The following is a 21,071-nucleotide window of genomic DNA, read 5'->3' as shown; positions in this document are numbered from 1 at the left end:
ATGTCCTCAGGCGATCCAGCACTTGTGCGTCACGTAGCCGTTCATGTTGTCCTGGTTCGGATCGTCGATCCAGCCGACCAGATCCTCGGAATGGGCCGAGACGAAGTCGTTGAACATCGGGCAGATCAGCCCGCCGTCGTCCCGCACCATCATGGCCATGTCGCGGTACATCTCTTTCCGCTTGGCCTCGTCCAGCTCACCCTTGGCCTGCTGCAGCAGCGCGTCGAACTCGGGCACCTTGAAGCGGGTGTCGTTCCAGTCCGCGTTGGAGCTGTAGGCCGTCGAATACATCTGGTCCTGCACCGGGCGCCCGCCCCAGTAGGAGGCGCAGAAGGGCTGCACGTTCCAGACGTCGGTCCAGTAGCCGTCACCCGGCTCGCGCTTGATCTCGAGCTCGATGCCCGCCGCGGCCGCCGACTGCTGGAAGAGCGCGGTGGCGTCCAGCGCGCCCGAGAAGGCGACGTCGGAGGTGCGGAGCGTGATCGGGCCGGAGTGGCCGGATTTCTCGTAATGGAACTTGGCCTTGTCGGGGTCGTAGGTGCGCTGTTCGATGCCTTCGGGGAACAGCGGATAGGCCGCGTTGATCGGGAAGTCGTTGCCGACCGAGCCGTAGCCGCGCAGGATCTTCTCGACCATCTCTTCCCGGTTGATCGCGTATTTCAGCGCCAGCCGCAGGTCGTTGTTGTCGAAGGGCGCCGTGTCGCAATGCATGATGAACACGTAGTGGCCCTTGCCCGACGCCTGGGTCACGGTGACGTTCGGCGCCCGGTCCAGCAGCCCCGCGACCTTGGGGTCGATCCGGTTGATGTAGTGCACCTGGCCCGACTGCAGCGCCGAGGTCCGCGCGGTGTTGTCGTTGATGACGGTGATCTCGACGGTGTCGACGTGGCCCATCGAGTTGTCCCAGTATTCGTCGAACTTCTCGAACACGTGGCGCACGCCGGGCTCGTTCACGACGACCTTGTAGGCGCCGGTGCCGATGCCGCTGGTCGGATCGTCCTTGCCGCCGTTCGGCTGCACGACGAGGTGATAGTCGGCCATCAGGTAGGGGAAGTCGGCATTCGGCGCCTCGAGGGTCATCACGACGGTGTCGCCGTCGACCTTCATCTCCTTGATGCCCTTCACCACGCCGAGGGCGCCGGACTTCGAGTCCTCGTTCGAATGGCGCTCGACCGTGGCGACCACGTCTTCGGGGGTCATGGTGGCGCCGTTGTGGAATTTCACGCCCTTGCGGATCTTGAAGGTCCAGACGGTGGCGGTGTCGTCGCTCGTCACCTCTTCGGCGAGGCGCGGGATGATCGGGCCGCCCGCGGGGTCGAGCTCAACCAGCGGGTCGCCGATGAGCTTGCAGATCTGGAAGGTGACCTGGTTCGAGGCGAGGCCCGGATCGAGGCTGTCGGTCGACCCGCCGCCCTGCATCCCGAGCTTCATCGTCCCGCCCTTGACCGGTTCCTGCGCCCTGAGGCCGGAAGCCAGCATCGTGTGGGCACCAGCCGCCGTGAGGCCGAGGGCCATCGCCCGCCCCAGGAACGCCCGGCGCGGCATGCGGCCCAGAACGGTACGGTTGAGGTAATAGCGCAGTTCGTCGCTCATCTGATCTTCTCCCGTTGCACCGGGTCGCGCCCGGTCTTTTATTGATTGATGGGTCAATTAACCCAGTTAGCGCCCCTCATGACAACCCCATTGTGGGATTTTCACACGATTGCAGGGCATTTGCCCTCACCGGAGCCTGTCGAGAGGGGAAAGATGCTGCGCCGGCGCGGTCTGGCAAGTCGCCGCCCCCTCATCGCCTGCAATCACATCAGATCGCGCGGCACCGACGCGGTGACGTCGCGTTCATAGACCAGCTCCTCCCCTTCCCAGGCCTCCAGCCTACCACTCAGATGGAATGAGGCAACGTCGCAGGTCATCCGGGCAAAGGTCTCGGTCCGCAGGCGCGTGCCGTCGCGCTCGATCACCTCGGTCCAATGCGTCTCACCACTGGCCGAGAGCGGGTCGTCCGGATGGATCGACCAGCGCTCCCGCGCCACGCTTCCGGCGCAGAGCCCGTGATCGAGGTTCTCAGCCTCGCCGAAATCGTCCTCGATCACCAGGGTGACGGTCCCGGTCTGGCGGTCGGTTTCAGTCCGGCGAACGTGGGCGGGCGGCCGGATCTCGCGCTGTCGCAGCGGCGGGGCGCCCTCGGGACCGGGGAAGGTGACCTCGTCCCCGTCGCCCGTCGCCTCGCGCACCGGCAGGGACAGCGCCCCGCCCGACAGGGTCAGCGTCGTCGCCTCGGGCGACGGCCAGATCATCGGCCAGTAGGCAGATGAGACCGCAACACGCAGTCGGTGCCCCTCGGGCAGGCGATAGGCGATGTGATCTAGCGCGACCTCGATCTCGACCACCTCGCCGGGGCTCAGCGGGTCCGGCACGGCCATCGACCCGCGCCGCGTCAGGTTGAGCACGCCCCAGGTGATCCGAGTCGAGGCGCCGTCGGGATGCACGTGGTTCAGCCGGACGGCCAGCTGCGCCTGTGGTCGATCGCTGGCGAGCCTGAGCGTCAGCCGCGGCGCGCCGACGATGTCCGTTGCGGCCATTGGCGCGCTGTCGAAACAGGCCGAATAGGCATCGTCGCTCCGCTGATCGCCCGGCATTTCCGGGCCCAGCCAGATGGCGCAGAACTCCCCGCCCTCTGCCCCGCAATGCTGGGGAGAGGACAGCGCGACATCGAACGTGGGCCGAACGACCGCGGCGTCGGCCTCTGCGGCCGGATGCAGCACGCCGGCGCCAAGCGGCATCTCGACCTCCGTGACACGCGGCGACGGCCATGTGTCCTCGGCGATCCAGCGGCCAGGTCGCTCGGCATACCAGCTGGCCGGCCGGACGCCGTCCATCAGGTACATGGCATAGGCCGGGTCCGCCTCGACCCCGGTGTCCGCGTCCTTCAGCCAGCGGTCCCACCAGCGCAAGGCCTCCTGCAGGAAGCCGATGCGCGGCTCGGGCACGGCGAAATGCGGATACTTATGCACCCAGGGGCCGACGATCCCACGCGCGCCCTGCAGGTTATCGACGATCTGCGGCACGGCGTTCTTGTAGCTGTCGCCCCAGCCGCCAACCGCCATGACCTTGGCCTTGAGCGCCGAGTAATCCTCGCAGACCGATCCGTGCCGCCAGTAATCGTCGCGCCGCTGGTGCCGCAGCCAGACCTCGGGCAGGAACGGCTCGGCCTCCAGCCGGTCGCGCCACACCTCGCGCCAGTCGTTGCGCAGGGCCGGATCGGGCGGGCGCGAGGAATAGGCCCACATCGTCGCGCCCCAGCCCAGGTTCTCGTTCAGGAGGCACCCGCCCTTGTAGTGAATATCATCGGCGTAGCGGTCGACGGTCGAACAGAGCGTCACGACGGCCTTCAGCGCCTCGGGGGCCAGCGCCGCGACCTGCAGCCCGTTGAAGCCGCCCCAGCTGATCCCCATCATCCCGACCGTGCCGGTGCACCAGCCCTGCGCGGCGGCCCAGGCGATCACCTCGCAGGCGTCCGACAGCTCCTGCGCGGAGTACTCGTCCTCCATCAGCCCGTCGCTGTCGCCGTTGCCCCGCATGTCGACGCGCAGGCAGGCATAGCCGTGCCCGGCGAAATAGGGATGGGTCAGCGCATCCCGCACGGCCGTCCCGTCGCGCTTGCGATAGGGCAGAAACTCCAGGATCGCCGGCACCGGCCGGGCATCGGCGTCGCCGGGCATCCAGACCCGCGCCGACAGGGTACATCCATCCGACAGGACGATGCGGAGATCCGGAGTTTCCACGACCTCTCGCGGGAATGTGCTGACAACTTTCATGCGGGCTCCAATGCGGTCTGCCGTCATCCTGCATCCCGCGCCCCGCGCGACAACCCCGTCGACCCGTTTAATGTCAGGTCACGGGTAGTAGTTTAGAATGGTTGTGTCTGGACACGCTGACGGCCGTCACCCATTTGGGGACGGCTTTTGTTTCGTGATCTTGTTGATTTGGTTGCGGGAGCCTGAGGCCACCGAAGACTGCCACACGGGCCGAAGTCATCGAGTTGCCCATTCGGTCCAAGGTGCGGACAGGCACCGCCGTACCGGTCACGGCCCGCTCGACGCGCAGTTGACTGTTGCAGCCCTCAGCCGGCGCGGCGTTCGCTGATCCTTCCGGCAAGCGTCTCGAGGCCGCCGAGCGAGACCAGATGCGCAAGCACCGCCTCCAGATGCCCGGATCGCATCATCGTGCCCAGCTGCTCGTCCGACAGCCCCTTGAGCCGCTCGCGGCTCACGGCGGAGAATCCGCCCGCCAACGAGGTATTCCCGGCCGCGTCGCGGATCGAGACCTTCTGCGGGACCAGCAGGTCCAGTTCGCTCAGCCTGTCGCAGAACACCTGCGTCGCCTGGCGGCTGCGTTCCCAGTCCCGTGACAGGTCGAGCATCCGGGTCAAATAGGTGGAGGGCTCGCCCTCCCCGTCGAACAGCTTCTCGCCACGCCCGTCCGAATTGCAGTGCTGCGACGCCTCGTCGATGCAGAGCGTGAACTTGTCAGTGTCGCCGTCCTTGGCCAGCACGAAGGGGTAGCGCCGGATGAACGCCGGAATGTAGCCGCCGATCCATTTGCCCTCGGCATCGACCGACAGGTTCTCGTTGTCGGAAAGGCCCAGCAGAGCCAGCGGGCTGACGCCGGCCTCCCCCTCGACGAAGACGATGGGATGGTGCCGCGCCGCGACGCCGAATTCGATGACCGCCAGGGGCGCGGCACTCAGGCCGGCGGCGTAGGTGAAACCGCCGTCGTTGCTGACGCTCCAGTCCGCGTGCCAGGATTTCGCAACCGGACGCGGGCGCTCGTAAAGTAGTCCCTGTTTGGCCATCTGACCCTCCCTAATTGTCGTTGGCGCCCGGTGTATCTGCCGGGTCGTCGAATTCGAATGTGCACGGCATCCCGGCAGGCAGCCGGTTGTCGGGGTTCTCGAGCCGCAGGCGGACGCCCATCGTCCGGCTGGCCGCGTCGAAGACCACGTCGAAACTGACCAGCTCGGCCTCGTAGGTCGCGTCGATCGGGCTGGGCAGATGCACGCGCGCCGTCTTCAGCCCCGACACTTCGCGGAACAACGCGGCGGGCACGAAGGACCGCACTTCGAGCGGGTCCATCTGCGCGACGGTCACCACCTGCGCCTGTTCATAGGTGTATTCGCCGGGATCGAGCTTTCGCTCCACCACCACGCCCGAGACCGGCGCGCGGATCTCGCGCATCGCGAGGGCCACCTCGGCACGGCGCAGTTCGAACTTCGCCATCTCGCGTTCGAACCGTGCCTGGTCGCTGGAGAGTTCCGCAAGACGCGCCTCGGTCGCCGCTTCCTCCAGCTTGGCCTGCGCCACGATCTGGCTTTCGGAGAGCTGCTGTTGCCGGTCCAGGACGGTATGGGCCAGCTCGACCTCGGCATCCTTCAGCTTGACCGCCGTGTCGTCCTCGGCGCGGGCCTTCGCGATGTCGTAGCTGAGCCGCTCGAGGTCCGAGCTCAGGCGCGCCAGCACCTGCCCCTTCTCGACGAAGTCGCCCTGCTTCACCAGCACCTCGTCAACCACGCCGTTGACCGCACTGGCGACCTCGACGGTAGCATTGGGGCGCACCAGGCATTCGAAGGGTCCAAGCGTCTCGGCCGATGCGGCACAGGCACTGAGCGCGATCCAGGAGGCCGAAGCAAATCTGAAGAAAATCCTGCCCATTTAAAGAGTTAATCCGACCTTCCCGCGAAAGCCAAGAGATCTCCGACCTTCTCGTCTACCTTGAGGACGCTGCGCCGCGTGCGCGCGTCACTGCGTTCGGCCTTGCGCTGGCAGCGGCGGACGAAGACACGTCCGAGGGGGCCGTCCACGCCCATCCCGGCACGCGTCATCGCCGAGACGAGCGCGCCGAAGACGACGGGGCAATGCGCGCGCATCAGGTCGTCGTCGACGGCCAGGTGCGCTTCGACCACGCCGGGATCGCCCTGCCGACCGGACCGCCCGGCGAGCTGGCGGTCGATACGGCGCGACTCGTGGCGCTCGGTCATCACGACGTGCAGTCCGCCCGCCGCCGCGACGCCGGGCGACAGGATGATGTCGGTCCCCCGCCCCGCCATGTTCGTGGCCACCGTGATCGCCCCGTCCTGCCCGGCAAGCGCGACGATGTCGGCCTCTTCCTTGTTCTGGCTCGCGCTGAGAACCCGGTGCGGCAGCCCGGCCTCGGAGAGGTGGCGGCTCGCCACTTCCGAGGCCGCGACGGAGCGGGTCCCGATCAGCACTGCGCGCCCCTCGGCATGGGACTTCGCCGCCGCCGCGACCGTCGCGCGCCACTTGGCGTCCTGCGAGGCGTGGACGCGGTCCGCCAGTTCCCGGCGCCGGACGGGTCGGTGGGTCGGGACGGAAACGACGCTCAGCCGGTAGACCGACCAGAGTTCGCCGCGGATATCGACCGCGGTGCCGGTCATCCCCGACAGGCGCACGTAGCGCCGGAAGTACGCCTGGTAGCTGATCTTGGCGCGGGTGACGTTCCGGTCCGTCAGCTCCACCCCCTCCTTGGTCTCGATCAGCTGGTGCAGGCCCTCCTCCCACGACCGGTCGCTCATCAGGCGGCCGGTGAATTCGTCGATGATGTGCACCTTGTCATCCATCACCAGGTATTCGTGGTCCCGGCGGAAGACGTGGATCGCCGACAGCGCCTTGGTCATCAGCTCCTCGCGCCGCAGCTTGCCCCGCCAGATGCCCCCGGCCTGCGCCCCGATCAGGTCCAGCCGTTCGGACCCGGCGGGCGTCAGCTCGATCTGGCGTTCGTCGACGCGGTGGATGAAATCCCTCCCCTTCACCAGCGCCGCCGCGAAATCCAGCGCCTCGCGGTAGCTGGCCAGCCGCGCGTCGTTGTCGCCGGCCTGTTCCGCGATGATCAGCGGGGTCCGCGCCTCGTCCACGAGAACGCTGTCGGCCTCGTCGACGATGGCAAAGCAGAGCCCACGCAGCAGCCGGCGCTCATTGCCGAGCTTGCGGTTGCCGCTGATCGCCAGCCGGTCGCGCAGGTAGTCGAAGACGACCTGCTTGTTGGAGCAGTAGGTGATGTCGGCGGCGTAGGCCGCCGCCTTCTCGTCCGCGCCCATCTCGGGGACCACGTGGGCCACGGTCAGCCCGAGAGCGGTGTAGAGCGGGGCCATCTCCTTGGCGTCGCGGGCGACAAGGTAGTCGTTGACCGTCACGACGTGCACCGGGATCCCCGCCAGCGCGGCCGTCGCGGCCGCCAGCGTCGCCGTGAGGGTCTTGCCCTCTCCGGTCGCCATCTGGGCGATCCGGCCATCGAGCATCGCCATCGCGCCGATCATCTGCACCGGGTAGTGCCGCTTGCCCATCGTGTGGAACGACACCTCGCGGATCAGGGCAAAGCTGGCCTCGATCATCGGCTTCGTCAGTCCCAGGCGGTGCATGTCCTCGGACAGCCGCAGCGCGCGGCGGGTGAGTTCCTCGAGCGGCAGCTCCTCGAGGTCCGCGCCCAACCGTTCGATGCGGGCGACCGAGGGCCGATAGGCCGAGGCACTGCTGCCCTTGATCTGCCTGAGGTAGCCGCCGACCTCCTGCGCCAGCTGGTCGAGCGCCGGAAGCGGCTCGGTCCTGCGCTCGGGGTAGAGGCCCGCGACCGGGCCCGGCCGCGCGGATTGGGGAAACCTTGTCATACCTCGAACCGCTCCAGGAAGAGCTGGCGCAGGTTCAGCAGGATCTGCGCGCCGAGCGGCTCGCGGCCGTGGTCGAACCGGACCGTGACGCGATGCCCGATGGAGACCTCGGGGTACGGGTTCCGGAACCGCAGGTCGAACTCGAAGATCCGGGCGAAGGCCTTGAGCCCGTCCGGGTCCGCCGGGTCGACCGCAACGCGCCCGCCCCCCGAGGTGCCGAGGGCCTGCGCCGGAAGCCGCGTCGTGCCACCGGGTATGGCGCGCAGCAGGTCGGCATGGATCGCATGGGCCTGCCCCAGGTCCGTGGGCCAGACCTCGACCCCGTTCCAGCGGCCGCGCACCAGCCCGACGGCGGCCTGCGCCACGACCACCCGCGCCTCGAGGAAGTCGGCATTGAGCACGTAGGCCGCCACCTCGCCCTGCGGCAGGAAGCGCCCGATCAGGTCGTCGCCCGCGGGCACGACGAAGGTGCCCGACGCCGGGCTGGTGACCACCAGCTTCTCGCTCCGCTCGCGCGCGTCGTCGAGGTCGGCGCGCGCCGCCGCGATGGCCTCGCGGATCGGCTCGGCCTGGCGCGGATCGCTCGACATCACCTGGGCCAGCCGTGCCTCCTGTTCGGCCAGCCTGGCCTCGAGCACCTGGACCTGCGCGACCAGCAGCGGATCGGTCCCCCGGATGATCGGAGAGCCCTGCTCGACGTGATCGCCCGGGCGCACCAGGAACGCATCGACCCAGCCCGGTGCCCCGGTCCGCACGACTGCGCTTTCCGGCGCCTTCACGATGCCCTCGGCCATCGTGGCATAGGGCACCGGCACCGCGAATAGGACGACCAGCGCGGCCCCCACCAGCCCGGCCGTGACCGCCCGCGCCCGTCCGCGCTGGCGCCCCAGTCTCGGATCGCTCATGACGAATTTCCCTATCTTGAACAGCGGCAGGACGATCTGCGTGAAGGCCGCCCAGAACGCGAGGATCACGCCGACGAAGAAGAACCGCGTCGCGACGAAGAGGATGATCGCGAACATGATGAACATGCGGTAGACGAAGCTCGCCGTCGCGAAGAAGAAGAACCACGGCGCCTCGCCCGGCGCGCGGACCGGGTTCTCGGCCTCCTTCATGCCGAACAGGTGGCGCTGGAAGAGATAGGCCATGTACTTGTTCGCGCGTGTCCCGAGGTTCGGGATCTCGACCCCGTCGGCGAGCACGTAGTAGCCGTCGAAGCGCAGCAGCGGATTGCCGTTGAACAGCAGCGAGGACGCGCCGCAGATCAGGATCACGTTGAAGGCGATGGCCCTCACGATGCCCTGTTCGACCTCGGCCCAGACGATCACGGCGATCGCGGCCAGGAACAGCTCGACGATGATGCCCATTGCGCTGACCAGCATCCGGCGGTGCTTCTGCGGGAACGAGATCGAGTCGGAGGCATCGACATAGGGGATCGGCATGAAGACGATCAGCATCACCCCCATCTCGTGCACGTCGCCGTTCCACTTCTTGACCGCGTAGGCGTGGCCCAGCTCGTGGATCGCCTTGACGACCGGGTAGATCAGCCAGACCAGCAGGATGTTCGACGCGGTCAGCACCCTGTCGGCGACACCGGTGGTCAGCCCGTCCCATTCCAGCGCCGCGACCACCACGCCCCAGACAAGGACCGTCAGCCAGACCAGTGCGCCGAACCTGGAGAAGATCGGTGCGACAAGCGGCATGGTGCGGGTGACGAACCTGTTCGGGTCGATCAGCGGGATACGCAGGGCCAGCGGGCTCCAGAGCTTCTGCTTGATCTCGCCCAGCTGAACCTTGCGGCTGCGGCGGAACAGCTCTTCCTTGTCGGCCATCACGTCGGCGATCAGCAGGTCGGACGAATGAAGCTGCGACATCAGGCGGATGAACTCGTCCTGCGTCGGCGCGTCGTCCCCGAGGCGGTCGCAGGCGGCCATCCAGATATCGCTGACGCTGTTTTGGCCGTTCATCATCCCGATCAGTTGCCGGGTCGCGGCGCTGAACCGATGGCTCTTGCCGGTCAGCGGGTCGCGCAGGATGTACCAGACCTGGTCACGGTAGACATGGCGGTCGGTGACGACATGCTGGCGCAGGGACGGCCTGAGGTCGGCGACCCTGTACCAGTGTTCGCTGAACAGCTTGTCAGCCATTCGGCCACCATTTCCAGAGCGTCATCCGCGCCCACCAGATCGCCCGGTGCGTCCAGATCCAGGCATAGCGGCGGTCCTCGATATCGATCTTGGCGACGCCCTCCATGCCCGGGCGCATCACCTCGTCGAGGTCCAGAAGCTCGCCCTCCACGCGGAACAGGTTCAGCCCCTCCTTCACCTCGGCCACCGGCGTCAGCTTGGTGACGCGGAAGCCGAAGCTCCGATCGGGCGCGGCCGACAGGACGATGCGGGACTCCTGCCCTTCTTCGACAAAGCCGATGTCCGCCTCCTCGACTTCGACGATCACGCGGTACCGGTCGAGCGGGGCGACTTCGAACAGAACGTCCCCGCGCCCGACGGGCGAGCCGAGCGACTGGGTCAGGTCGCCGCTGGTGACGACACCGTCGAACGGGGCCAGGATCTCGGTCCTGGCCAGTTGTTCGTCGATCAGCATGAGCCGCGCCTCGGCCCCCTCGATCTGGGCGCGGATGATCTGCGCCTCGGGCAGGTCCCCCTCGACGAAGGCCGTCCGGTATCCCTGGTCGTATTGCGCCTTCTCGCTCAGCCAGCGGACGCGTTCGAGCCTGAGTTCGCTGTCGTCGAGGCGGGCCAGCGTCTGTCCCGCCGCCACGATGTCGCCCGGCCGCACCTCGGCGCTCTCGATGAATCCGTCCATCGGAGAGGTGACGACCCGCCGCACCACGCCTTCGAGCCGGGCGTCGCCGGAGACGCGGAACTGGCCGGTGGCAAAGACCAGCACCAGCACCACGCAGGCGGCCGCCACTGCCGCCAGTTTCCAGGCCATGTGGCGCGGGCCGAATACCATCCGCAGTCCCGACCCGACGCTGCCGGCCGCCTTGGACATCAGCCAGCGGTCGTTCAACCGCTTGGCTTCGAGCGACGGTGCCACAAGCGCGGCGAGCTGTTCCACCAGCGCAACATCGGCCTCGGGGAACGGGGTTTCACGTTCCAGGACGATCGCGCCCGTCGTGTCCGCGTCGACATGCAGGGGCACGGTCAGGACAGCACCGCTGCCGCCCTTGGCGACAAGCGCCTGGTGCGCGGACGTCGCGTGCTTGGTCACCGTGCCCTCGGGCGACGGGATGCGGATGCGGGCCTGCTGTTCGATCGCCTCGTCCATCGCGGCAGAGATCGCCTGCACCAGGCCGCTGCGCGCCTTGACCGTGGCGGTGTTCGATATCGCGTCGGTGCGCGCGGTCCGCCGTTTCACGTGGCCGATGCTGACGCGGGTGCACTGCAACCGGTGCGCAAGTTCGGCCGCGAGGGAATTTGCCGCGGCCTTGTACTTCATCTCGGAGGCGGCCGAGCTCAGCAGGCCGAGGATCGCCACGAGCTGTCCGCGATCCCCCGGATGCCCGCGGCGCACCAGCGCCTCGACCCAACCGGCGCCCCACTGAAGCTGGCGCATCACCCGGTTGGCATCGACGTCGCGGCCCGGATGCAGTTCAAGCGCCACGACCCCGGCCAGGGCGTCGTCGATCACGATCGGCAGGGCGAAGGCGGCGGGGCTGCGATCCTTGGCGGGCCGCACGATCCCGCGCCTGGCCGAGGCCGCGCGTTCGGTCGTCATGACCAGCGTCGGGCTCGGCACGGCATCGGCGGGCCGCAGGGCGACGGGGGACAATTGCCCACCGTCCGGGCCGGCCATCAGCAGCGTCGCCGCACGGACGCCCCCCATCTGCCGGCACTGGAGGTCCAGCCACGCGACCGCGAAGGCCTCGACCGACGGCGCCGCGCCGAGCCGGGCCCAGATCTCGGTATCGAGGAGGACACTTTCGTCCCCGGCAATCTCGTCGGGCGCTTCGCCCGTAGTGACCTTCACATTCATTCTGCGGCTTCGATGTACACCGGCTTGCCACGCTCACGTTTCCAGTCGATCAGGCCGGAGGTGTCAGCGGGTTCGTCTTCGTTCAGGACAAGGTACTCGGCGGTGCCGGTGTCGGTGTCCTCCAGTCGCGTCAGGCCCGTCGTGGTGTCGAAGGCAAGGAACTCTCCGGTGTCGATCCGCGTGCCTTCCTCGAGCACGGGCTCCATCGCCGCCAGGGCCGCGTCGTGGTCGTAGCCCACGACATGGCCGATCTCGTGGATCAGGACACTGAGGAGGTCGATCTGGCCCTCCGCCTCGGGATCGGCGGCAACCAGGCTGCCGTCCTCGCCCATCATGTACTCGCTGCTGTCTTCCGGCGTGAGGTCGACGAACCAGCCGTGGCCTGCCGCGTCGCTGTCCAGGGTGATGACCGTGCCCGAGGTCTCGGCCAGCACGGTGCCGCCAAGGTCACCCGAGATCAGAACGATGTCGGCGAGAAGCTCAAGTTGCTCGTCCGTCAGCAGGCCCGAGTTCACCCAGAGCTCGACGGCTGCGTCCAGCACGTCGCCGACCGGGTCGGCCGTCACATCGATCTCTTCCGCGCCTTCGCCGACACTGGTCGCGTTCAGGGCCGCGGCCGCATCGTCGTCCTCGATGAACTGCGGATCGTTGGTGCGGTAGTGAACGCTGCCGAAGCTTGCGCCCAGCCCGGTTGCGATGAGGCCGGACGCACCATCGACCACCACGCTGTTGTAGATGTAGGTCATCACGGCGACGGCCGGTGTCGGGGTCGCGGTCTCCTCGGTGACGGTCAGGGTGACGACCGCGCCGCGCAGGTCGAGCGCGAGGCGATAGTCGGTGCCGGCGTCGAAATCGTGGCTCGACACCGCGTCGATGAAGGTGCCCCGCGTGGTGCGGTGCCCGATGATCACTTCGTCGGTTTCGACGGACAGGATGGCGAACTTGTAGTCCTCGGTCCCGTAGCGGTCGAAGACGATCCCGCCGGAGGCACCGGTGCTGAGGACGGCATCCACGAGGATGACCGAGCTTGGCAGCACGATCGGGGCGAAGTCGCGAAGCGCGACATCCTCGCCCGGAACCGGCACGCCGACGAGGGCGCCGGCCCCCAGCGACCAGACGCCGGTGTCCCGGTCTCCGAAGAGCGGCGCCGCGGTGCCGTCGAAGGTGTCCTCGACCTCGAAGGTTATGTCGGGCGGCAGGACCTGCACGCGGACATCGTCGATCCGCGCGACGGAGTTCTGCGCCCCCAGACCGATCATGCCGGCGTTCAGGCCGTAGCTGTAGCCGTCCACGACCCGCGCGGCGAAGGTATGCGACAGGACCTCGGTCCCATCCACGACCAGCGTCGCCGACGTTCCGTTGACCGAGAGCAGTAGGTGGTAATCCTGGTCCGGCTTCAGACGCGCCGGCGTCTCGGTGACCATGTGCCAGCCGGTCGCATCGCGGTAGCCGATCTGCATCTTGTCGCGCGACACGTCGATACCGGCAAACTTGAAGTCGGTCTCGTTCTGGTAGTCGAACAGCAGGAACGCGTTCGACTTGAGACCGCCGGTCGGCTTGCCCGCGTTGATGGTGGCGACAACCTCGAAGTAGGACGGCAGCGCATCCTCGACATGCATGATGCCCGAGGCGTCTCCGCCCGACGCTTCGGGGCTGACCTCGAAGCGGTTCCTGGACACCTTCCAGGTGCCCGTGTCCGCAAGGAAGTTGACCTCGTTCGGATCGTTGAAGGTCGCGCGGACCAGGACGTCGCGGGCCCCGCCGGGAATGTTGCCCGGCTGGATATCCGCTGGCGATCCGGTCTGGTCCTGCCAGTCCTCGTCCTGCTGCTGCACCAGGCCGATCTCGCCGTCGGGCTCGCCGTTGCGCGCGATGCGCTCGGCCGATGCGCCTTCGTCGTAGGCGCGCGTCATGTCCGCGCCGCCCGCCGCCGAGAGATCGTAGAGGTACTGCTTCAACGCCGGCTGCAGCGCACGCGACACGGTGCCCTGCCCGAACGGCGCAAACGGCACGATGTACGAGTTGAACTCGCCCGCCCAGTCGATCAGGCGGTCGCCGCCGGTGTTGGCCAGCAGCACGTCGCGCCCGGCCCCGCCATAGGCCATGTCCTCGTAGCTGGCGACGCCGATACCGCTCAGGCCGTCCGGGCTGGTGTTCGCGCCCCCGTCGGTGTCGAGGTCGTCGTCCCCGCCCAGGAGGTCGTCGCCATAGCCGCCCCACATGTCGTCGGCCCCGGTTCCGCCGTAGATCCAGTCGTTGCCGAGGTCGCCGAAGATCACGTCGTCGCCGTCGGTGAAGACGGAGCCGTTCACCGCAGTCTCGTCGGTCGCGTAGCCGTCGGCGGCGTCGAAGTTCAGGATGAACTCCTGGCCGATCTCGCCGGGCAGCGCGAATTCCCAGACCCCATTCGCGGTGCGCACGACCGTCACGCGGCTGCGCGGATCGTACTCGTTGTAGGCCGCGAACTCGCCCTCGCGGCCCAGCAGCAGGTTGCCGTTCTTGGGATTGCTCTGCTCGGACCCGCGACCGTAGCCGAGGATGTCGCCCGGGTTGAAGAGGAAGGCGTCGTCAGCATCGCTGGCGGCCTGGATGTCGAACGGCAGGCCGTCGGCATCCGGGTAGTAGATCGAAAGAGCCTCCGCGCCCGAGATGGCGTCGTCGCCGTAGCCGCCGTGCAGGAAATCGTCGCCGAGACCACCGAAGATGATGTCGTCCGCCTCGGTCAGAGACTGGTCGGTCGTCTTGGTCCAGTCCGCATCGCCCATGTCCAGGCTGAAGGGCGTCAGGTTGACCGACTTCTTCAGATCGCCCTGCACGTGGATGGTCGAAATCTGGAACGGCCCCGCCGCCTTGATCACCTCTTGCGAGACCCCGGCGATCCCGTAGAGCGCCTCGGAGATTGCCGCCGCGTCCGAGTTGCGGCTGGTGTAGATCCGCCCGTCGTCGCCGATCACCCCGTCGATCCCGGTCCCGCCCGAGATGAAGTCGTGGCCGACGCCGCCGATGATGTCGTCGTTCGCGCCGTCACCCAGAAGGATGTCGCCGCCGAGTTGGCCATAGATCTGGTCGTCGCCGCTTTCGCCGTGGATCTCGTCCGCGCCGCCCTGGTCGAGCGCGGCCGCGACCGGGTCGAAATCCGCCCCGCCCATCGTGTAGTCGATCAGGTCCACCGCCCGGACCCGCACGCGGTAATCGCCGCGGCCCTGGTCGTAGGTGAACTCGCGCGCCGCGCCGTCGGTGTCGACGATGCGGAAGATGCGCGCGTTGTCCCCGGCGATCACGTCCGCATCGCGTCCGTGCTCGACGATGTCGACGTCCTTCCCGGCATTGCGTGCGATCTGCGTGCCCGCGCCACCGAAGATGATGTCGCGGCCGTCGCCACGCTCTTCGAGCAGGTCGAGGCCGAAGAGGTCGGAACTACCGCCGATCAGGTCGTCCTGCCCGAGACCGCCGAAGATCACGTCGTCCCCGGCGTTGCCCTCGATGTAGTCGTCTCCGTCGGTGTCGACGTTCGTGCCGTGGTCGTAGATGTTCTCGACCGAGGCGCTGAGAAGCAGCTTGGCAAAGTCGTCGGAGGTCGTGTCGCCCTCGCGTGCGGCCGCCACCTCGACGGTGATCGCGCCATCGCCCTGGACCGTGTCGTCGCCGTGCTGGCCAAAGATCATGTCGGCGTCGAGACCACCGGCGATGAAGTCGTCGCTGAAGGTCCGCTCACCCGCGATCTCGGCATGATCACCCGCGTAGAGGTCGATCTGGAACCCGGCCCACATCGGGTCCTGGTCCGGATCGGCGTACTGGACGTCCATGTTCAGCATGCTCTCGCCGTCGGCGATCGCCTCGACATCGCCGGTCGCGTTCGTGCGCACGTCCTCGTCCCGGCCCTCGGAATAGAGCCGCTCGCCCAGCAGGGCGCGGAAGCGCGGGTCGGTCACGATCGAGGTGGTGCGCCTGTCCACCGTGCCCGCGTTGCGGGTCACGATCCCGGCGTCGCCCAGGATCAGGTCGCGATCGGTGTAGAACGCGACGAGCGGGATGTGGATGATGTTCGCCCCGTCCAGGAGGTCGATGGCCGCGCCGTCGCTGTCGTCGGCCGCACCGCCCAGGATCAGGTCGTCGCCCAGGCCACCGCGCACGATGTCCGCGCCGCCGCGGGTCGCGTCGAGCCCGTCGTTCCCGAGGTCCAGCTGCGCCTCGTCGAGGTTGAACACCGCGTCGGGCATCCGGACGACACCGTCGGTGAAGTCCCCGGCCCCGCCGCCGCCGAAGCGCATCAGCATGGTCGTGCCGTCGCCGGCCGTGACCCGGCCGCCGTCACCGAACAGGATATCGGCATCCAGGCCGCCGCTGATGTCGTCGTCGCCCCGGTCGCCGAAGACGACGAGCGGCACGTCGGTTGCCCCGCTGACCTCGATGCCGTCGAATGTTCCGGCGGCATCGACGGTATCGTCGCCCTCGCCCGCCTGCACGACCAGCAACGCGGTCGAGAGGTAGCCGTCGGCGCCGTCCCGTTCGAGGCCGGCGGTCAGCGTGTCGTCGCCCGCACCCAGGTCGACGATCATCGTCTGGCGCAGCGGCAGGCCGTCCTCGGTCAGGCCGTCGCGCTGGAACATGTCCAGCAGCGTGACGTCATCCGCCCCGCGTCCGGCAAAGATCCGGACCGCCTCGGCGAAATGGCCGTCGTCCGAGGCGCCGAAGCGGATGGCCCCCGTCGCCAGTCCGGTGAGCGCCAGTTCGACGCCGTCGCCCGCGTAGCCGTCGAGCACGACACCGGTCTTGGCGGTCTCGCTGCTGGCATCGCTGATCCAGAGGCCGTGCCGGCCGTCGCCCGCCGCGATGTCCAGGTCGCCGGTGATCCCGTCGAGATCCCCGGACAGGAAGTCGAAGGCGAATACCGGGTTCAGCGAGTCGTACCCGTGACGCACATCGTTCGTCTGATTCGGCTTCAGCCGAGCGTCGAGGTCGGCATCGGACGAGACGAAGACATGTTCTGCCGCGCCCTTCACGCCGCCATCGCCCAGCTCGACCCGGGTCTGCGCGGTCGTGCCCTGCACGTTGAAGATGTCGTTGCCGGACCCCATCACGATGTCGAGCGTCTCGACCCCGTGGTAGCCGACGCCGTCCATCCGGTTCTCGACCGTGATGTCGCCGTCGCTGCGGTTCTCGACCACGAGGTGGGCCGCACCCGGCCCGCCGTCGATGCCGCGCAGGACGCCCTGGAAGCGGACCATGTAGACGTCGCCATCCGCACCGGCGAACTTCTCGACCGAGACGTCATTGGCGAAGCGGGATTTCAGCAGCGAGATCTGGAGCGCGTTCTCGATATCCTCGGCGGTTGCCCCGACCTCGAACCAGTCCTCGACGAAGATCGGATCGTCACCGCCGCCAAGCGCAAGGCCCAGCCGGAAGGTTCCGGTCGTGGCATCGACCTTGACCAGTTGGGTGTCGTTCAGCGCGGGTTCGGTGCTGCCCTCGACCAGGGTCGAGACCAGGACCTGCGCCTCGCCGCTGACGGACAGCGCTTCGACGTTGCCGCCACCGGCGAAGGCAACCGCGTAGAGCCCGGTTTCGACCTCGATCACGGTCACGGTGATGCCGGCGCCGGCGACGGCCTGGATGGCCGCGCGCAGGGTTTCGGCGGTATCGATCGTGGCATTCTGCGCGGCCGCCGGGATCAGCGGCGTACGCTCGCCGTCGAATGTCAGCGCGAAGGCCGGGTAGCCGGTGTATTCCACCGTGATCTCGGCCCCTGCGCCGGCGGTCAGGGTGACCACCCCGTCCGCATAGGCGTAGGCGGTGGTCGCGACGCCATCGACGGTCACGACCAGGACCGGTGCGGGATCGGTCGACGAGGCCGGGACCGGCAGGCGCGCCAAGTCGAAGCTTTGTTCGCCGTCGACCAGCGCGACGAAGTTGTCCGCGCGCGGCACCTCGGGGCCGACCTCGCGCAGGTCGACAAGCTGGATCTCGGGGCGTTCGACGGTCTGGACGCCGTCGCGGCGGGTGTAGACCTCGGCGATCACCTCGACGTTGGTCTCGTCCGCGACCGAGCCGTCGCCGTAGATCGGCGTGGCCAGGTCTATGTCGGTGAGCACCAGTTGCGCGACATCGCGCCCGGTCAGGTTGCCCTGGAAGCGGACGACGAAGATCGATCCCTGGTTGGAAAGTCCGGCGGTGTAGTCGACCTCGACGTCGAAGTCAGCGTCGCGGCTGTAGGTGACGGCAAAGGTCTCGTCCGAAGCCCGTTCGCCGACGAAGAACACGCGGGTACCTGAGAAGACGTAGTCGACGCCCTCTTCGAGCGGCGCGCCTCCGGACCCCGAGATCCCGACCACGAGATCGGCACGCGGCTCGTAGCTGAGAACGATGAACTGGCGGCCCAGCTCGTCGCGCTCGGGCGACAGGCCGACATCGGTCTCGGCGGCCGGAACGAGGTGCTGCAGTGGTGTCACCAGGCCGGTCGCGCCGTCGAGGAAGGTCACCGTGGAGCCGTCGAGGCGATAGGACCCCGCGGCCAGGGTCACCCAGCCGGTGCCCATGTTCACGCGGACGGTCAGGCTGTCGCTGCCGCCGATCGCATGGCGGGAAAGGTCGATGCTCTCCGTCGCGGTGCCGAGGGTGAAGGCATCGCTGCGGGCCTCGGTCTCGGGGTCGGCATCGCGCATGTCGGTGACGGCCACGTCGTCGACACCGATGTTGGCCAGCCCTTCGAGGGCCTTCTGAAGCTGCCCGGCCGAGATGTCGTGGTTCAGGGGGCCGGTCTGGTCGAACACCTCGTAGCTGTAGGAGACCGAGAACGCCTCTTCGCCGCGGATGATGTCGAATTCCACGAGATTGCCCGTGACGGTGTAGCCGCCGTCGAGGACCACGCCATCGGCCGAGACGACAACCGCCGCCGGATCGACCGGCACCTCGGCCAGTTCGAGCGACGTGGTCTCACGTGCGCCGCCGACCGGTGTCTCGATCTCGAAGACCTCCTTGGCGCTGCGCGTGCCGGTGAAGGACAGGCGGAAGGTGCCGTCCGAGGCGCGGATGACGACCACCTGCTCCTCGTTCACGCCGCCCATGCCGAGCCCGGTCACCGCGTCTCGGGTCAGGGTGCCAACTTCGCTCGCGGTCTCGTCGGCATCGGTCAGCGTCACGCTGTCCGCGCCTTCGCCGCCGTCGATCATCAGCAGCGCCTGTATATCGTCGAGGTCGCTGGTCGCGCCGAGGTCACCGAAGAGGTTCACGCCCTCGCCGACGAGGACGCTGTCGTCCCCGCGGCCAAGCCGCAGGGTGGTCGTGCCGAAGATGGCCTGGACGTCGATCCTGTCGCCCTCGGCCCCCTCGGGTTCGTTGCCCGACAGGATCAGCGTGGCACCGGAATGCGTGCTTTCGATCGTCAGGTCGTCGCTGCCCTGGCCCAGGTGCAGCTCGAGCTCTTCGAAGTTGCCGTAGGTGATCCCGCCCGGCAGCCGCTGGCCGCCGATGGACGTGTCGGGCCCCATGCCGAACCCGGTCAGCCGGGTCGCGGTCAGCGTGCCTTCCTCGTCGCGCAGGGAATCCTCGTTGAAGACGGCCAGCAGGTCGACCTGGTCTTCCTCGGCGGCAAAGAAATTCTCGCTCTTCTGGGTGATCGCGAAGGCGCGGTCGGTGATGTCGTCCGAGAAGGCCTCGTTCACGGTCAGGACCGTGTAGGTGTCGTCGATCTGCTCGGCCTTCAGGATCAGGCGGAACTGGCCCTTCAGCACCGCGCCGCCGGGCACGTCCTGGTCCACGATCTCGAGGGTCCGGCCCTCGAGGTCGATGAATTCCGGCATGTCCTCGGTCAGGACGGTGATCCGGTTCGGCACCTCGGTTTCGACCGAAACGATCTCGCCGTCGGAGGCATGCTGGTTGATTTCCTGCGGCAGCATGACCGGCGCCGGGAGGCCGCCCGCGGTCCCCTGGCCACCGGCCCCGTCGACCAGAAGCGGGCCGCGGATCCGGTTCAGGACGTGGCGGCTCTCGGCGAACTGCTTGGTGTCGCCGCCGTCGATGAAGCCGTCGTCGATCGCCGCGACGTAGATGGTCTGCGGCACGTTCCAGTTCGACGCGTCGAAGGTCACCTGCGTCTGCGAAAGATAGACCTGGTCCTCGAAGGACGCGATGTCCCCGCGCGTGGTCTTGGTGTGACGGGCGTTCAGGTTGATGACAACCTCGCCCTCGGGCATCTCGGACAGCACGATGGTGTAGCTGTCGGTCAGCGGCTCCTGCGCGAAGTCGAGCACGGCATAGGTGCTGCCGGCCTCGGGCGCCATGTCGTAGGCCACCGTCACCGTGCCGGTCACCAGCTGGCTGAAGACGATCAGGTCGCCCTGAACCTCGTAGTAGAGATCCCCGGTCGCGACCGATTTCTCGAGAACCTCGGTGTCGGTCTCGCCCGCGCCGACGATGACCGACGCGATGCTTTGGGGCGCGCCGCGCAGTTCGAACACGTCCTCGGCGAAGTCGTAGGCGAAACTGTCGGTCGTCGCGGTGACGAGCGGCGTTTCCAGCGTGACGGTGGTGCCGCTGATCGACGCGATGCGGGCCGATTGTCCGGCACCCGCACCGCCGGTCAGGACGAGGCTCATGCCGTTCGCGATACCGGACACGTCGGACAGCGTCAGGGCGGTCACGACCGTGACGCCGTCGATATCCGCCGTGGTGACACCGGTCACGGTGGCGCTGCCGTCGGCGCCGACGACATAGACGCGTTCGCTCTCGACCAGGTCGGTGGAACCGCCGGTTTCCCGGACGATGACATTCGGCGCATCGTCGTCGATCACCTCGACATCGAGGCGCGGGGTGAAGGCGTTGTTGAAGCCGTCCACCGCGTAGTCGTAGTGGACCCGGATCTCGCCATCGCGGAAGACACTGTCGCCATCCGCGTTCACGAACATCACGACGTTGCTTTCGACCACGAAATCGGTGGTTTCCAGCGTGATGTAGGCACCGCCGGCCGTGTCGGACACGCGTGCGTTGCCGTCGGCCGGGATGGTCGCACGGCTGTCGACGAGGTTGCCGCCGTCGATCTCGAGCAGCGGCTGCCCCATGCCGCCGAGCGCACCGATGAACTCGATGGACCAGACGAAGGGATCGGTCGTGCCGTCACCGCCCCGCAGGACCGACACGTTGCCCGCACCGATGGTGCCGAGCGCCTCGAGCGCGAGGGTCAGGTCTTCGGCCGAGATCGCGAAGGACAGGGCATCCGTGGTGGCGCCCTTGAAGCCCAGCGTGAAGGTGCCGCTGGTGACCTCGGTGTCGACCGAAACCTCCTGCAGCGCATTGCGCGCCTCGATCGTCACGCCGCTGACAAGGTCGGTGCCGTCCGCATCCAGCGTCGGCTGGCCCTTGGTGAAGGTCAGGACGAAATAGCCGTCGATGTCCTTCACGA

General features: G+C 67.9%; 8 protein-coding genes (1 of these 8 running past the window's edge). All 8 read right to left on the bottom strand.

Features of this window, described 5'->3' with window-relative positions:
- Positions 1 to 6 precede the first annotated feature (6 nt).
- On the bottom strand, positions 7 to 1,593 hold the full coding sequence (locus ACE2AC_RS16440) for an ABC transporter substrate-binding protein (RefSeq protein ID WP_375688505.1): 1,587 nt from the start codon (positions 1,591 to 1,593) through the stop codon (positions 7 to 9).
- Between the two features lie 203 nt (positions 1,594 to 1,796).
- Positions 1,797 to 3,815 (bottom strand): CocE/NonD family hydrolase, encoded by a 2,019-nt coding sequence (locus ACE2AC_RS16435; protein ID WP_375688504.1) that lies wholly within the window; start codon positions 3,813 to 3,815, stop codon positions 1,797 to 1,799.
- 305 nt (positions 3,816 to 4,120) lie between these two features.
- Positions 4,121 to 4,852 carry a SapC family protein gene (locus tag ACE2AC_RS16430; protein WP_375688503.1) on the bottom strand — a complete coding sequence of 244 codons (732 nt, stop codon included), beginning with the start codon at positions 4,850 to 4,852 and terminating at the stop codon, positions 4,121 to 4,123.
- A 10-nt stretch (positions 4,853 to 4,862) separates the two neighbouring features.
- Positions 4,863 to 5,708, bottom strand: coding sequence for an efflux RND transporter periplasmic adaptor subunit (locus ACE2AC_RS16425; protein WP_375688502.1), 846 nt, complete (start codon positions 5,706 to 5,708; stop codon positions 4,863 to 4,865).
- An 8-nt stretch (positions 5,709 to 5,716) separates the two neighbouring features.
- Positions 5,717 to 7,678, bottom strand: a complete 1,962-nt coding sequence (locus ACE2AC_RS16420; RefSeq protein ID WP_375688501.1) for a hypothetical protein — start codon at positions 7,676 to 7,678, stop codon at positions 5,717 to 5,719.
- Positions 7,675 to 9,825 (bottom strand): peptidase M50, encoded by a 2,151-nt coding sequence (locus tag ACE2AC_RS16415; protein WP_375688500.1) that lies wholly within the window; start codon positions 9,823 to 9,825, stop codon positions 7,675 to 7,677. Before ACE2AC_RS16415 ends, ACE2AC_RS16420 begins: the two co-directional genes overlap by 4 nt.
- Positions 9,818 to 11,674, bottom strand: a complete 1,857-nt coding sequence (locus tag ACE2AC_RS16410) for an efflux RND transporter periplasmic adaptor subunit (RefSeq protein WP_375688499.1) — start codon at positions 11,672 to 11,674, stop codon at positions 9,818 to 9,820. Before ACE2AC_RS16410 ends, ACE2AC_RS16415 begins: the two co-directional genes overlap by 8 nt.
- Positions 11,671 to 21,071, bottom strand: the final stretch of a protein-coding gene (locus ACE2AC_RS16405) for a hypothetical protein (protein WP_375688498.1). Its footprint extends 24,364 nt past the window's final position; only the last 9,401 of its 33,765 coding nucleotides appear in the window; its start codon lies off the right edge, out of view; it ends in the stop codon at positions 11,671 to 11,673. The genes ACE2AC_RS16410 and ACE2AC_RS16405 overlap by 4 nt, the downstream gene beginning before the upstream one ends.

It is taken from the genome of Pseudooceanicola sp. LIPI14-2-Ac024 (assembly GCF_042188925.1).
Taxonomy (GTDB): Bacteria; Pseudomonadota; Alphaproteobacteria; order Rhodobacterales; family Rhodobacteraceae; genus Pseudooceanicola.
This window is presented reverse-complemented; position numbering and strand designations above follow the sequence as displayed.